This window comes from Paracoccus sanguinis (genome assembly GCF_012689545.1).
Lineage (GTDB): Bacteria > Pseudomonadota > Alphaproteobacteria > Rhodobacterales > Rhodobacteraceae > Paracoccus > Paracoccus panacisoli.
Window position 1 is genome coordinate 1,798,522 of sequence record NZ_CP051542.1, and the last position, 13,989, is coordinate 1,812,510.

16 protein-coding genes are annotated in these 13,989 nt (G+C 71.8%); 10 read left to right on the forward strand and 6 right to left on the reverse strand.

Annotated elements, in window-relative coordinates; all coding sequences use genetic code 11:
- From HGN31_RS08540 to HGN31_RS08555, 4 genes are all read left to right on the forward strand, one after another.
- Positions 1-819: a CbbQ/NirQ/NorQ/GpvN family protein gene (locus HGN31_RS08540; protein WP_036703632.1), complete on the forward strand. Its 819-nt coding sequence runs from the start codon at positions 1-3 to the stop codon at positions 817-819.
- Between the two features lie 112 nt (positions 820-931).
- A complete protein-coding gene (locus tag HGN31_RS08545) occupies positions 932-2,884 on the forward strand; it encodes a nitric oxide reductase activation protein NorD (RefSeq protein ID WP_244960944.1) in 1,953 nt (650 codons plus the stop codon).
- Positions 2,881-3,453 carry a cytochrome c oxidase subunit 3 gene (locus HGN31_RS08550; protein WP_244960946.1) on the forward strand — a complete coding sequence of 191 codons (573 nt, stop codon included), beginning with the start codon at positions 2,881-2,883 and terminating at the stop codon, positions 3,451-3,453. The genes HGN31_RS08545 and HGN31_RS08550 overlap by 4 nt, the downstream gene beginning before the upstream one ends.
- Complete coding sequence (locus HGN31_RS08555; RefSeq protein WP_168782938.1) at positions 3,450-3,713, forward strand: cytochrome C oxidase subunit IV family protein; 264 nt, start codon at positions 3,450-3,452, stop codon at positions 3,711-3,713. The genes HGN31_RS08550 and HGN31_RS08555 overlap by 4 nt, the downstream gene beginning before the upstream one ends.
- Here the strand turns inward: HGN31_RS08555 and trhO are convergent.
- Together trhO and HGN31_RS08565 are read right to left on the reverse strand one after the other, a co-directional pair.
- Positions 3,695-4,597: an oxygen-dependent tRNA uridine(34) hydroxylase TrhO gene (gene trhO, locus HGN31_RS08560; protein WP_168782939.1), complete on the reverse strand. Its 903-nt coding sequence runs from the start codon at positions 4,595-4,597 to the stop codon at positions 3,695-3,697. The two genes, HGN31_RS08555 and trhO, sit on opposite strands and share 19 nt — an antisense overlap.
- A 41-nt stretch (positions 4,598-4,638) precedes the next feature.
- Positions 4,639-6,300, reverse strand: a complete 1,662-nt coding sequence (locus HGN31_RS08565; protein ID WP_211096276.1) for an SLC13 family permease — start codon at positions 6,298-6,300, stop codon at positions 4,639-4,641.
- A 188-nt stretch (positions 6,301-6,488) separates the two neighbouring features.
- Between HGN31_RS08565 and pncA the strand changes: the two genes are divergently transcribed.
- Both pncA and pncB read left to right on the forward strand, forming a co-directional pair.
- Positions 6,489-7,085 carry a bifunctional nicotinamidase/pyrazinamidase gene (pncA, locus tag HGN31_RS08570; RefSeq protein ID WP_168782940.1) on the forward strand — a complete coding sequence of 199 codons (597 nt, stop codon included), beginning with the start codon at positions 6,489-6,491 and terminating at the stop codon, positions 7,083-7,085.
- Positions 7,082-8,404: a nicotinate phosphoribosyltransferase gene (gene pncB / locus HGN31_RS08575; RefSeq protein WP_081962786.1), complete on the forward strand. Its 1,323-nt coding sequence runs from the start codon at positions 7,082-7,084 to the stop codon at positions 8,402-8,404. The genes pncA and pncB overlap by 4 nt, the downstream gene beginning before the upstream one ends.
- A gap of 49 nt (positions 8,405-8,453) precedes the next feature.
- Here the strand turns inward: pncB and HGN31_RS08580 are convergent, their stop codons facing one another.
- The 3 genes from HGN31_RS08580 to HGN31_RS08590 form a co-directional block, all read right to left on the reverse strand.
- Positions 8,454-8,729, reverse strand: a complete 276-nt coding sequence (locus tag HGN31_RS08580; RefSeq protein WP_168782941.1) for a type II toxin-antitoxin system RelE/ParE family toxin — start codon at positions 8,727-8,729, stop codon at positions 8,454-8,456.
- Positions 8,716-9,015, reverse strand: coding sequence for a type II toxin-antitoxin system RelB family antitoxin (gene relB / locus HGN31_RS08585; RefSeq protein WP_036734747.1), 300 nt, complete (start codon positions 9,013-9,015; stop codon positions 8,716-8,718). Before relB ends, HGN31_RS08580 begins: the two co-directional genes overlap by 14 nt.
- A 126-nt stretch (positions 9,016-9,141) precedes the next feature.
- Positions 9,142-9,606 carry an Lrp/AsnC family transcriptional regulator gene (locus HGN31_RS08590; protein WP_036703609.1) on the reverse strand — a complete coding sequence of 155 codons (465 nt, stop codon included), beginning with the start codon at positions 9,604-9,606 and terminating at the stop codon, positions 9,142-9,144.
- Positions 9,607-9,741: 135 nt separating this feature from the next.
- Here HGN31_RS08590 and ald point away from each other — a divergent pair, with 135 nt between their 5' ends.
- The gene (ald, locus tag HGN31_RS08595) at positions 9,742-10,860 is read left to right on the forward strand and encodes an alanine dehydrogenase (RefSeq protein ID WP_168782942.1); all 1,119 of its coding nucleotides are present in this window, start codon (positions 9,742-9,744) and stop codon (positions 10,858-10,860) included.
- Between the two features lie 75 nt (positions 10,861-10,935).
- On the opposite strand, the gene mscL is transcribed toward ald, so the two are convergent.
- On the reverse strand, positions 10,936-11,412 hold the full coding sequence (gene mscL, locus HGN31_RS08600) for a large conductance mechanosensitive channel protein MscL (protein WP_052171927.1): 477 nt from the start codon (positions 11,410-11,412) through the stop codon (positions 10,936-10,938).
- 104 nt (positions 11,413-11,516) lie between these two features.
- On the opposite strand from mscL, the gene HGN31_RS08605 reads away from it, so the two are divergent.
- From HGN31_RS08605 to HGN31_RS08615, 3 genes are all read left to right on the forward strand, one after another.
- Entirely contained in the window at positions 11,517-12,230 is a 714-nt protein-coding gene (locus HGN31_RS08605; protein ID WP_168782943.1) for a glutathione S-transferase C-terminal domain-containing protein, read from the forward strand.
- 120 nt (positions 12,231-12,350) lie between these two features.
- Entirely contained in the window at positions 12,351-12,737 is a 387-nt protein-coding gene (locus HGN31_RS08610) for a CopG family transcriptional regulator (protein ID WP_168782944.1), read from the forward strand.
- 24 nt (positions 12,738-12,761) lie between these two features.
- Positions 12,762-13,979, forward strand: coding sequence for an extracellular catalytic domain type 1 short-chain-length polyhydroxyalkanoate depolymerase (locus tag HGN31_RS08615; protein WP_168782945.1), 1,218 nt, complete (start codon positions 12,762-12,764; stop codon positions 13,977-13,979).
- The last annotated feature ends 10 nt before the right edge of the window (positions 13,980-13,989 follow it).

Consider the following 13,989-nt stretch of genomic DNA (forward strand, 5'->3'; position numbering starts at 1 on the left):
ATGAACGCCCACACCCCGCTGGACCACCGCACGACGGAGGGGGCGCAAGCCCCCTTCTACCTGCCCCAGAAGGACGAAGTGGCCGTGTTCGAGGCCGCCGCCGCCCACGATCTGCCGGTGCTGTTGAAAGGCCCGACCGGCTGCGGCAAGACCCGCTTCGTGTCGCACATGGCCGCCCGGCTGGGCCGCCCGCTCTATACCGTCGCCTGCCACGACGACCTGTCGGCGGCCGACCTGATCGGGCGCTACCTGCTCAAGGGCGGCGAGACGGTGTGGGTGGACGGTCCCCTGACCCGCGCCGTGCGCGAGGGCGCGATCTGCTATCTCGACGAGGTGGTCGAGGCCCGCAAGGACGTCACCGTGGTCCTGCACCCGCTGACCGACGACCGCCGCATCCTGCCCATCGACCGCACGGGCGAAGAGCTCGAGGCCGCCCCCGGCTTCATGCTCGTCGCGTCCTACAACCCCGGCTACCAGAACATCCTCAAGACGCTGAAACCCTCGACCCGGCAGCGCTTCGTGGCGATGGAGTTCGACTTTCCCGCCCCCGCGCTCGAAACCGAGATCGTGGTCGCGGAAAGCGGGCTCGATGCGCGCCGCGCGGCCGGGCTGGTGCGGCTGGCGGGCAAGCTCAGGGCGCTCAAGGGGCAGGACCTGGAAGAGGGAGTCTCGACCCGCCTCGTCGTCTATGCCGCGACGCTGATCGCCGGCGGCATGGACCTCAACCGCGCCGTGTCGGCGGCGATGATCGAGCCGCTGACCGACGACGCCGACGTGAAACGCGGGCTGGCCGATCTGGTCGTCGCGGTCTTCGGCTGAACCGCCGGACCGGGGCTCTGCCCCGGCCGCTGCCGCGGCCTTCTTCACTGAAAACAGTCCACCGGACTGTTTTCCGGGCGTTCAGAAGCCCGGGATATTTGGGCAGGACAATATGACTGCACCTCTGAACTGGCGCGAGATCGAGCCGTGGGAGCCGGAGGAGACCGTCGGCAAGCTGTGGCACGGCTGGGCCTCGGGCTTCGACGCGGTGCCCGCGCACGAGGCCGCGCGGGTCGCCCTGACCGAGGTGGCGGGCCGCCTCGCGGTGCTGTTCCGGGGCCTCGGCGGGGATCACTCGGTCGAGTTCCGCCCCAGCGCCGACCGGGTCAGCCGGCACCGGCTGAGCTGGCGGCGGCGGCTGGGGACCGAGGCCGAGGCGCTGCCGCAGGCGAGCCTCGCGGCCGGCATCCTGCGCCTGCCGTCGAGCCTCGCGGTGCTGCCGACGGTCGAGGCGAACGGGGCGCTCTACCTCTGGATGGCGGCGTTCGCGGCCCATGCGGGGGCGCCCGCGACCCACGACGACCCGCTGGGCCGCGACCTCGCCGCGCTCGCCGCCGCGCGGACCACCGTGGCGCGGGTGGCCGAGGCCGCGCCGGGGCTGATGCCGCTCTATGACGAGCTGCGCGCGCTGATCCGCGCCGCCCGCCCGCAGACCGCGCTGCCGCCCGAGGAAGCCGCCGTCGAGGCGGTGATCCGCCGCCTGCTCGGCGACCCCGCGCCGCTTCCCCCCCGCGCGGCCGCGCTGATGGCCGCGCTCGACGCGGGCGACCCCGCAGACCTGACCGCGCCCCGCGGCTACCAGCCGATGCGCCCCGTGCCGTTGTGGGTCACGGTCGAGGCGGGTGCCGCCTCGGCGTCGGACCGGGTCGAGACCCGCGAGGCCGACGGCGCCGCCGAAGACCCCGGCGAGGCCGCCGACAAGACCGTCCGCGCCCGCCGCCGTCAGGCTGACGCCGCCGAGCGCAAGGACAGCCTGATCCTGCACAAGTTCGAGGCGATCCTCGCCTGGGCCGAGTTCCTCAACCTCAACCGCCGGGTCGAGGATGACGACGACGACAGCGCCCGCAAGGCGCTGGACGATCAGGACGAGCTGGGGCTCGGGCAGATCAGCAAGGCGCCGGCCACGCGGCTGAAACTGCATCTCGACCTCGCCCCCGAGGACGTGGACCGCGAGGCGCTGTCGGGCGTCTTCACCTATCCCGAATGGGACGCGCGGTCGGGCCGCTACCTGCCCGCCCACGCCCGCGTGCTGGACAGCGAGCCCGACCCCGCCCCCGGCGCCGCCCCCTTCGACGAGGCCGCCCGCCGCCGCATCCGCGCCGTCCGCCGCCAGTTCGAGGCGATGCGCCCGGGACGCGTCGTCACCACCGGCCACCGCGACGGGGACGAGCTGGACCTCGACGCCACGGTGCGAAGCCGCGTCGGCATCGCCGTCTCGGGCGAGGGCTCGGACCGGATCTGGCGCCAGTCGCGGCCGGTGAACCGCGACCTCGCGGTGTCGATCCTGCTCGACATCTCGCGCTCGACCGAAAGCGCGGTGACGGGCCGCGCGGTGATCGACATCGAGCGCGAGGCGCTGGCCGCGCTCGCCTGGGGGCTCGACGCCTGCGGCGATCAGGTCGCGGTGCAGGCCTTCTGCTCGCTCAAGCGCGACCGCGTGTATGTGACCACCGCCAAGCGCTTCGATGAGCCGATGAGCGCTGCGGTCGAGGCGCGGATCGCCGCCCTGACCCCGCGCTTCTACACCCGCCTCGGCGCCGGCATCCGCCACGCCGCGGCGGGGCTTGCGGCGCAGGGGCGGCGCCGGCGGCTGCTTCTGGTCATCACCGACGGCAAGCCCAACGACCTCGACCACTACGAGGGCCGGCACGGGATCGAGGACAGCGCCATGGCCGTGCGCGAGGCCCGGCGCGCCGGGCACGCGGTCTTCGGCATCACCGTGGACCGCGACGGCAAGTCGTGGTTCCCGCGCATCTTCGGGCAGGGGGGCCACGCGCTCGTCCCGCACCCCGACCGCCTGCCCGAGGCGCTGCCGCAGATCTACCGCCAGCTGGTCGGGGCATGACGGACGCGGGCCAGAGCGAGGGCATGGGCGACCCCGCCCGCCCGCGGCTGCCGGGCGAGCTGGTGATGTGGGTGCTGATCGCCAGCGAACTCGCCGTGTTCGGGGCGGCGCTGCTGATCTTCCTCGTGCTGCGGCTGGGCGACGTCGAGGGCTTCGCCGCCGCGCAGGGGCAGCTCCACCGCCTCTCGGCGGGGCTGAACACGGTGGTGCTCGTCAGCTCGGGCTACGGCGCCGCCTGCGCGGTGGGGGCGGCGCGGCGCGGCGACCGGGCGGCGGTGCGGCGCTGGCTGGGCGGGGCGGCGCTGCTCGGCGCGGTGTTCCTGCTGTTGAAGGGCGTGGAATACGCCGACGCCGCCCGGCAGGGCCTCGGGCTCGAGACCCACGTCTTCTTCACCTTCTACTGGCTGCTCACCCTGTTTCACGCGGCCCACGTGGTCGCGGGGATGGTGATCCTCGGGCTGGTGGCGATCCGCGCCGGCGCCGAGGCGGTCGAGGCCGGGGCGCAGTTCTGGCACATGGTCGATCTCGTCTGGGTGCTGCTGTTTCCCGTGATCTACCTGCTCAGATGACGCGGTTCGAACCCCTCGCCCGCGCCTGGGTGGCGCTGATCGCGCTGACGGCGCTCTCCACCGCCGTGGCGCTGGCGCCCGTGCCGTCGCTGCGGCTGGGGCTCGGGGTGGCGATCCTGATCCTCGCGCTGGTGAAGGCGCGGGTGATCCTCGGGCGCTATCTCGACCTCGACGACTACCCCGGCGCGCGGCGGGTGTTCACCGGCATCCTGGTCGCCTGGGGGGTGGCGGCGCTGGGGCTTTACCTCGCCGCCGGCTGATCCGCGAAGAGCTCGCCCCGCGCCACCTGCCGCTGCCGCTCGCGGAAGCGGGCGCGGTCGGCGTCGCTGTATTCGCCGGCGCAGAGGTGGCAGCAGACCCCCTCCTCATACTCCGGCCGGTCCCGGTCGGCGGGGTCGAGCGGCCGGCGGCAGGCGTGGCAGAGGATATGCCCGCCGGGCGCGAGGCCGTGCGTCAGGCTGACCCGTTGGTCGAAGACGAAGCAGGCGCCGTCCCAGAGGCTGTCGCCCTCGGCCACCTCTTCGAGGTATTTCAGCACCCCGCCCTGCAGGTGGAAGACCTCGGGGACGCCCTCGCCGATCAGGAAGCTGGTGGATTTCTCGCAGCGGATGCCGCCGGTGCAGAACATCGCCACGCGCTTGCCGGCAAAGCGGTCGGCGTTGGCGCGCCACCAGGCGGGAAACTCGCGGAAGCTGCGGGTGCCGGGGTCGATGGCGCCGCGGAAGCTGCCGATGGCGATCTCATAGGCGTTGCGGGTGTCGATCACGACCACCTCGGGGTCGGCGATCAGCGCGTTCCACTCGGCGGGCGGAACGTGGCGGCCGACATGGGCGGTGGGGTCCACCTGCGGCTCGCCCATGGTGACGATCTCGCGCTTGATCCGCACCTTCATGCGCCCGAACGGCATCGCCGCGGCGGTGCTCTCCTTCCACGACAGCCCCGCGCAGCCCGGCCAGCCGCGCAGATGCGCGAGCACCGCCTCGACCCCCGCGCGGGGACCGGCGATGGTCCCGTTCACCCCCTCGGGGGCGAGGATGATCGTGCCCCGCACCCCCTCGGCCTCGCACAGCGCCAGCAGCGGCGCCCGCAGTGCGGCGGGGTCGGGCAGGGGGGCGAAGTGATAGAGCGCGGCGACGGTGAGCATGAGGCTCCCCCTCGCCGCCGCGCCGGCTGGCGTCAAGCCCCTCAGCCCGAGACGGGGGCAGTCACCGGGGCCGTGACCGGCACCGCCTCGGGACCGAAGGTGATCCCCAGCGCCAGCCCGCCGAGCAGGTAGATGAACCCGGTGATCAGCGCGATGCCCAGCAGGTTCAGCACGAACCCGCCCCGCGCCATCTGCCCGATGGTGACATAGCCCGTCCCGAACACGATGGCGTTCGGCGGCGTCCCGACCGGCAGCATGAAGGCGCAGGTCGCGGCGAACGCCGCCGGGATCAAGAGCGACATCGGGTCCGCCCCGATCCCCATCGCCACACCCCCCAGCACCGGGATGAAGGTCGCGGCCGTCGCGGTGTTCGACGTGACCTCGGTCAGGAACAGGATCAGCGTCACCACCGCCGCGATCAGCAGCAGCACCGGCAGCGTCCCGAGCCCCGAGACCTGCGCCCCGAACCACTGGTCGAGCCCCGAGGCCGCCACCGCCGAGGCGAGCGACAGCCCGCCCCCGAACAGCAGCAGCACGCCCCACGGCAGCCCGTCCTCGGCGTCCTTCCACTCGAGCACCATCCGCCCGCGACCCTCGCCGGGCAGCAGGAACAGCGCGATCCCCGCGGCAATGGCGATGGCGGTATCGTCGAGCGAGCCGAGCGGCCCGAGGTCCAGCCCCACGAGGCTCTTCAAGAGCCCCGGCACCACCCACAGGAAGGCGGCCGACCCGAACACGATCATCACCATCCGCTCGCCCTGGCCGACCGGCCCGAGGCCGGCGATCTGCTCGTCGATCATCTGCCGCCCGCCGGGGATCTCGGCGAGGTTGAAGGGATAGAGCACCCGCGTCATCAGCACCCAGCCGATCAGGATGAAGGTCAGCGCCAGCGGCAGGCCGATCATCATCCACTGCAAAAACCCGATCTCGATCCCCAGCTCATCGCGCGCATAGCCCGCCACGATGGCGTTGGGCGGGCTGCCCAGCAGCGTGCCGAGCCCGCCCATGCTGGCCGACCAGGCGATGGCGAGGACAAGGCAGACGCCGAAGGCGCGGATGTCGGGGTTCTTCACCGCCTCGGTGATGGTCGCGCCGCCGGCCAGCGCCTCCTCGATGTCGGCGGCGCCCTGGCGGCGCGAGCTGCGCTCGACCACCAGCGTCAGGACCGACAGGCCGATGGGCAGCATCATCAGCGTGGTGGCGGTGTTCGACACCCACATCGACAGGAACCCGGTCGCCAGCATCAGCCCCAGCACGATGCGCCGCGGCTGCACGCCGACGCGCGCCAGCGTCGCCAGCGCGATGCGCCGGTGCAGGTTCCATTTCTCCATCGCGATGGCGATCAGGAAGCCGCCGAGGAACAGGAACACGATCGAGCTGGCATAGGGCGCCGCCGCCTGCCCTACGGTGCGATCGGTGGCGATGGGGATCAGCACGATCGGCAGCAGCGCGGTGGCCGACAGCGGGATCGCCTCGGTCATCCACCAGACCGCCATCAGCGTCCCGATGGAGGCGACCCAGCGGGCGTCGGGGGTCAGGCCCTCGGACCCGCCGAGCAGGACATAGACCAGCGCCGCGGCGATCAGGCCGGCGGCGCGAAAGCCCCAGACGAGGCCCGGATTGGTCGGCACCTGGCCGGATTCGTGATACTGGCCCTGATGACGCGGCATCTCTCGGGGCGGCTGCTCCTGCGGTGGCTGCATGAAATCTCCTCCGTGGATGAATGGGACAGGCTTAGCGCGGATGCGCCCCGAGGTCACGCCGCCGTGCGTTGCGGGGCCTCGCGGGCGCCCAGCGACCCGCGGCACGCGGCTGTGGACAGGGGGTCGCGTTGACCTCGTCCGCCGCGCTCCGTATCTGCTGGTCGCAGGACCGTGAACGCGAGGCGCCGATGGCCAACGCCCTGATCGTCGTGGATATGCAGCTCGACTTCTGCCCCGGCGGGGCGCTGGCGGTCGCGCGGGGGGACGAGATCGTCGGCCCGATCAACGACCTGATGCCCGATTTCGACGCCGTCGTGCTGACCCAGGACTGGCACCCGCACGACCACACCAGCTTCGCCGCCAACCACCCGGGCGCGGCGCCGTTCTCGCAGGTGCAGATGCCCTATGGCCCGCAGGTGCTGTGGCCCGCGCATTGCGTGATCGGCACGCCCGGCGCCGAGTTCCACCCGGGGCTGGCGACCGACGTGGCCGACCTGGTGATCCGCAAGGGCTTCCGCCCCGGCATCGACAGCTACTCGGCGTTCTTCGAGAACGACCACGCGACGCCCACGGGGCTGGCCGGCTACCTGCGCGACCGCGGGATCGACGCGCTGACCTTCGTCGGCCTCGCGCATGACTTCTGCGTGGCGTGGTCGGCGATGGACGCGGCCCGGCTCGGCTTCGCGGCGACGGTGATCGAGGCCGCCACCCGCGCCATCGACCTCGACGGCTCGCGCGCCGCGGCGCAGGCGGCGATGCGCGACGCGGGGGTGACCCTCGCATGATGATCCCGACCGTCGACATCGCCACCCGCGTCTATAACCACAAATGGAAGATCGACCCCATCGTCCGGTCGCTGATCGACACCGACTTCTACAAGCTCCTGATGTGCCAGTCGGTGTTCCGCAATCGCCCCGACGTGGACGTCGAGTTCAGCCTGATCAACCGCACCAGGTCCATCCGCCTCGCCGACCTGATCGACGAGGGCGAGCTGCGCGAACAGCTCGACCACGTCCGCAGCCTGCGGCTGACCCGCGGCGAATCCACCTGGATGCGGGGCAACACCTTCTACGGCAAGCGGCAGATGTTCCGCCCCGACTTCATGGAGTTCCTCGAGGCCCTGCAACTGCCCGAATACGAGCTGACCCGCCGCGACGGCCAGTACGAGCTGACCTTCCACGGCCGCTGGCCCGAGGTCATGCTGTGGGAGATCCCGGCGCTGGCGATCATCATGGAGCTGCGCTCGCGCGCAGTCCTCAAGGACATGGGCCGGTTCGAGCTTCAGGTGCTCTACGCCCGCGCCATGGCCCGGCTGTGGGAAAAGATCGAGGCGCTGCGCACGCTCGGCCCCGGCCTGCGGATCGCCGATTTCGGCACGCGGCGCCGGCACAGCTTCCTGTGGCAGGACTGGTGCGTGCAGGCGATGATCGAGGGCCTGGGCATCGCCGACCAGGGCGGCGCCTTCACCGGCACCTCGAACTGCCTGATCGCCATGCGCCGCGACATCGAGGCGATCGGCACCAACGCCCACGAGCTGCCGATGGTCTATGCCGCGCTGGCCGAGACCGACGCGGAACTGCGGCAGGCCCCCTACAAGGTGCTGGCCGACTGGCACGAAGAGCATGACGGCAACCTGCGGATCATGCTGCCCGACACCTACGGCACCCGCGGCTTCCTGGACCACGCGCCGGACTGGCTGGCCGGCTGGACCGGGCTCAGGGTCGATTCCGGCGACCCGGTGGCGACGGCGGAATACGCGATCGAGTGGTGGCGCCAGCGCGGCGAGGATCCCTCGCAGAAGCTGGTGATCTTTTCCGACGGGCTCGACGTGCCCGAGATCACCTCGCTCTACGAGCGCTTCCGCGGCCGGGTGAAGGTCAGCTTCGGCTGGGGCACGCTGCTCACCAACGACTTCCGCGGTCTGGTCCCCGGCGATGGGCTGGCGCCCTTCAGCCTCGTCTGCAAGGCGGTGTCCGCGAACGGCGAGCCGACCGTGAAGCTGTCGGACAACCCCGCCAAGGCGACCGGCCCCGCGGAGCTGATCGAGCACTACAAGCGCGTCTTCGGCGTCGGCGCGCAAGAGGCGCAGGCCGTCCGGGTCTGACCCGCCGGGCCGGGATATCTGGGCAGGGAAGAAGAGGCGGGGTGGGCACTCACGGCCATCGCCGCGAGGTGTGCAGCACGCGCAGGATGCGGATCGCCTGCGGCGTCTCGCGGTAGACGACGACATAGTGACGGCCCACCACCATCTCGCGGGTGCCTGCCACGCGACCCTTGCGATAGGCCCGGGGCCGCTCGGGCAGGCGGTCGATCTTGGCGCGCAGCGCATCGCGCAGGGCCTCGGCCGCCGGCAGGCTGTGGTCCGAGACGTAATCCACGATCCTGATCAGGTCAGCCCGGGCGGCCAGCGACCACTCAACCGGCGGCACGACGCTTGCGTGCGATGAGGTCGTCTGTCTCGGCCATCACCCCATCGTGGGGCAGCGCGGGTCGTGGATCGTCCAGCGCCTCCTGCACCTTGGTGCGGAACCAGGCGTCATAGGCGGCCGGATCGGTGGCCAGCCCCGCGGGCAGCCCGCCCTCGCTGACCACGCGGGTCAGCATGATCCGTACGGCATCCGAGACACTCAGCCCGACCGCCGCAAGCGTCGCGCTGGCCTCGGCCTTGAGCCGCTCGTCGACGCGAACGTGCAGCATGGTCGACTGACGGGGCATCGCGGCACCTTTCGCACGCATGTATCTCGTTTGAGATACGTTGGGTCGGACCCCGCTGTTAGTCAAGGCGTTCGCATGAACTGTGCATGAACATCGCACGAACATCAGACGAACGCTGCACGGTTTTCACAACGGCAGCGCCGTGGTCTGCTGGACGATCCGCAGCGCGAAGGACGACTGCATCTGCGCCACCCCCGGCAGGCGGGCGAGGTGCTGGCGGTGGATGCGGGCGAAGTCGTCGGTGTCCTCGGCCAGCACCTTGAGCAGGTAGTCCGCCGAGCCCGCCATCAGGTGGCATTCGAGCACGTCGGGGATGGTGCGGACCGCGCGCTCGAACGCCTCGAGCGTCGCATCCCCCTGACCGGACAGGGTAATCTCGACGAAGACCGTGGTGGTGCGGCCGAGGCTGCGGGGGTCGAGGAGCGCCACGTAGCCTGCGATGAAGCCGCTTTCCTCGAGCCGCTGGACGCGCCGGTGGCAGGCGCTGGCCGAGAGGTTCACCCGCTGCGCGAGGTCGGCGTTGGAAATCCGGCCTTCCTTCTGCAGCACCGCAAGGATGCGCCGATCGGTTGCGTCGAGAGCCTCGGCCATGAAAGAAACCTTCCTGTAGAAAGCGATCCGCGCAAGATTGCGTGACGCTACCCCGTCCGCCGGCCGCAGAAAAGACGGTATCTTGCGCGGGAAGGGTGTCAGCATCGCCTCCAGACGACTCGCACGGAGGACGCGATGAAGATCGGATGCCCCACCGAGGTCAAGCCGCAGGAATACCGCGTCGGCCTGACCCCTGACGCCGCGCGCGAGCTGGTCGCGCATGGCCACGCCGTGCTGGTGCAGGAGGGCGCGGGCACCGGCGCGGGCTTCGCCGACGAGGCCTATCGCGCCGCCGGTGCCGAGATCGCCCCCGACGCCGCGGCGGTGTTCGCGGACGCCGACATGATCGTGAAGGTGAAGGAACCGCAGGCCACCGAGCGGGCGATGTTGCGCGCCGGGCAGGTGCTCTTCACCTATCTGCACCTCGCGCCGGACCCCGACCAGACCCGCGACCTGCTCGGCTCGGGCGTGACCGCGATCGCCTATGAGACGGTGACCGACCGCCACGGCGGGCTGCCGCTGCTGGCGCCGATGTCCGAGGTCGCCGGGCGGCTCGCCCCGCAGGTCGGCGCCTGGACGCTGCAGAAGGCGAACGGCGGGCGCGGCGTGCTGCTGGGCGGGGTGCCCGGCGTGCGGCCGGCGCGCGTGGTCATCATCGGCGGCGGCGTGGTGGGCACGGCGGCGGCGCGGGTGGCGGTGGGGATGGGGGCGAACGTCACCGTTCTCGACCGCTCGGTGCCGCGGCTCAGCTATCTCGACGACATCTTCATGGGCAAGCTGACCACCCAGTATTCCAGCGAGGCCGCCATCGCCGACCTGCTCACCACCGCCGACATGGTGATCGGCGCGGTGCTGATCCCGGGGGCCGCGGCACCCAAGCTGGTGCGGCGCGACCAGCTCGCCACCATGCTGCCCGGCGCGGCGCTGGTGGACGTGGCCATCGACCAGGGCGGCTGCTTCGAGACCTCGCGCCCGACCACCCATCAGGACCCGATCTACGAGGTGGACGGCGTCATGCACTACTGCGTGGCCAACATGCCCGGCGCGGTGGCGCGCACCGCGACGCAGGCGCTGGGCAATGCCACGCTGCCGTTCGTCGTGGCGCTGGCCGACAAGGGCTGGCGGCAGGCAGCCACCGACGACGCGCATCTGCGGGCGGGGCTGGCGACGCACGAAGGGCGGCTCGCGTCGCCGCCGGTGGGTGAGGCGCTGGGGCTCGAGGCGGTGACGCCCGAGGCGCTGCTGGGCCTCTGACCGCCCGAAACGAAAACCGAAACGAAAACGGCCCCCGTGCGGGGGCCGTGTCGGGTCAGGCGAGGCGGGCTGCGCTCAGTACTGGCGCGGCGCGCCGAGCGTCGGGTCGACCGCCACCCCGCCGCGCTGGGCGGCCAGCAGGTCGCGGATCTCGGCCAGCAGCGCCTCTTGCGAGGGGCCCGCCGCCGAAGCCTGCGCCTCTTCCTTGCGCATCGCGGTTTCCTTGATCTTGTTCACGCCCTTCACGAGCAGGAACACGACGAAGGCGATGATCAGGAAGTTGATGACCGCGGTGATGAACGAGCCATAGGCCCAGACCGTCGCCCCGGCCTCTTTCGCGGCCTCGAGCGAGGCGCCCTCGGGGGCGGTGCCGCGCAGCACGATGTAGTTGGCCGAGAAGTCGGTGTTGCCGGTGATGATGCTGAGCAGCGGGTTGATGATGTCGCCGACGAGCGAGGTCACGATGGCGGTGAAGGCCGCGCCGATGATGATGCCGACGGCCATGTCCATGACATTGCCTTTGGCGATGAAGTCGCGAAACTCTTTAAGCATGGGGGGGCCATCCCTTGATGTTGGATGCCGGCTCGCCGCCAGCGCATGGCCCCGCCGCTAGCACAAACGGCCCTCAGCGGCAATTAAGGCAAGAGGATTGACTGATGTTTGACGACCTCGGGGGATTTCCCGTCACGCGGCGCTGGCCGCCGAAGCGCGCGGGCGTGATCCAGCTTTACACGCTGAACACCCCGAACGGCGTCAAGGCGTCGATCATGCTCGAGGAATGCGGGCTCGACTATGACGCGCACCGGATCGACATCGGCGAGGCCGCCGACCAGATGACGCCCGAGTTCCTGTCGCTCAACCCCAACAACAAGATCCCGGCGATGCTCGACCCGGACGGGCCGGACGGCGCCCCGATGGGGCTGTGGGAGTCGGGCGCCATCCTGATCTGGCTGGCCGACAAGACCGGGCGCTTCCTGCCCGCGGCGGGGGCGGCGCGCTATCAGACGCTGCAATGGCTGATGTTCCAGATGGGCGGCGTCGGGCCGATGTTCGGGCAGCTCGGGTTCTTCCACGCCTACAAGGGCCGCGAGATCGAGGACAAGCGCCCGCGCGACCGCTACGTGGCCGAAAGCCGGCGGCTGCTGGGCGTGCTCGACCGGCAGCTCGACGGGCGGGAGTGGATCACCGGCGAATACTCCATCGCCGACATCGCCATCGCGCCGTGGGTGAACACCCTCGCAACGGGCTACAAGGCGGGCAAGCTGCTGCGGCTGGACGAGTTCGCCCGTGTGGGCGCGTGGGTCGAGCGGTTCCTTGCCCGCCCGGCGGTGCAGCGCGGGATGCTGGTCGGGGCCGCGCCGGCGGCGTGAGGCGCACCGTCGCGTGCCCCGCATCGGCTGATCTTTGTTGAGCCGTGGCCGTGGCCCTTGTCATGCTGCGGTGCAGCATCCATGTTACATCCATACGGATGGTGCCTGGATGGATTCGGCATGGAACGGGACAACGAGAAGATCACCCTGAACCTCGGCCATGTCGATCTGGGCCGCATCGACCTGCTGGTGCAGGAGGGGTTCTATGCCAACCGCAGCGACTTCATCCGCACCGCGATCCGCAACCAGCTGACCGCGCAGAACGACGCCGTGGCGCGGTCCATCGCGCGCCACAGCCTCGACCTGGGGCTGCGCGAGATCACCCGCGCCGAGCTCGAGGCCGCCGCGGCCTCAGGGCCGCTGCATATCCGCGTCGTGGGCCTTGCCCGCATCGCCGCCGATGTGTCGCCCGAGCTGGCGCGGGCGGCGATCGGCTCGATCACCGTGCTGGGGGCGTTGCAGGCCCCCGCCGCCGTCAAGGCCGCGCTGCGCGACCGCACCCGCTGAGATTTTCCCGAAAGGACCGCTTTCATGGACCAGAGTTTTGCCGATGCCATGCGCCGCGCGCTGGAACAGACCCGCAAGGGCGATCCGGCCGGGGCGACCCGGACCATCCAGGGCGTGCTGGGCCTGACCCCGGCGCCCGGCGGCGACGCGGCGCCCACGCCGGGGGGCGCGGTGATCGAGGGGACGGCGCGCCGGGTCTCGCCCGGGGCGGCGCCCAAGGCCGACCGGGGCGCGCGGGTGGCGGCGCCGGATGCCTCCGGCGGGGATATTTCCGTCCAGCCCGAGGGGGGCGCGGCACCCGGCGGGCCGCGGCCGTTCGGGTTGCGCGGGCGGCTGGGCGAGGTGGTGGCGCGGTTGCGCGAGGGGGTGGGGCGGCTGCCGCTGCCGGGCGGGTTGCCCGGGGGCGATGCCGCCGACCCCGAGCACCCCGAGGGCGGGCGCTGGCAGCGGCTACACTGGGCCTCGGCCGAGGGGGCGCGGGATTATCGGCTGTACCTGCCGGCGAACCCCGCCCCGCCTTCCGGGCTGGTCCTGCTGCTGCACGGCTGCACCCAGAACCCCGAGGATTTCGTCACCGGCACCCGGATGATCGCCGAGGCCGAGCGCGCCGGGCTGATCCTTCTCGTCCCCGAGCAGGGGCGCGGCGACAACCCGCAGCTCTGCTGGAACTGGTTCCGCCCCGGCGACCAGCAGGGGGGCGAGGCCGCGCTGCTCGCGGCGCTGGCGTCCCGCGTGGCGCGTGAGCATGGCGTGCCCGAGGGGCGGGTGTTCGCCGCGGGGCTCTCGGCCGGGGGCGCGATGGCGGCGATCCTGGGGGCGGCGCATCCCGAGGTCTTTGCGGCGGTCGGCGTCCACTCGGGCCTGCCCGCGGGCGCGGCGCAGGACATGGCCGGGGCCTTTGCCGCGATGAAGGGGGCGCGCGGCGCGGCCCGGCCGATCCGGGCGCGGACCATCGCCTTTCACGGCAGCGCCGACGCGACCGTGGCGCCGGCGAACGGCGAGGCGGTGCTCTCCGCCGCCCGCGCCGGGCTGCGCGGCGCGACCGAGACCGCCGCGCACGGGCTGACCGGGCGGCCCTGGCGGGTCACGCGGCTCGGCGATGCCGAAGACCGGGTGATGGCCGAGCACTGGGTCGTCGATGGACTCGGCCACGCCTGGTCGGGCGGCGATCCGCGCGGCAGCTATGCCGACCCCAGGGGGCCGGACGCCAGCGCCGAGATGGTGCGGTTCTTCCTGTCGTGACGCCTGCGCG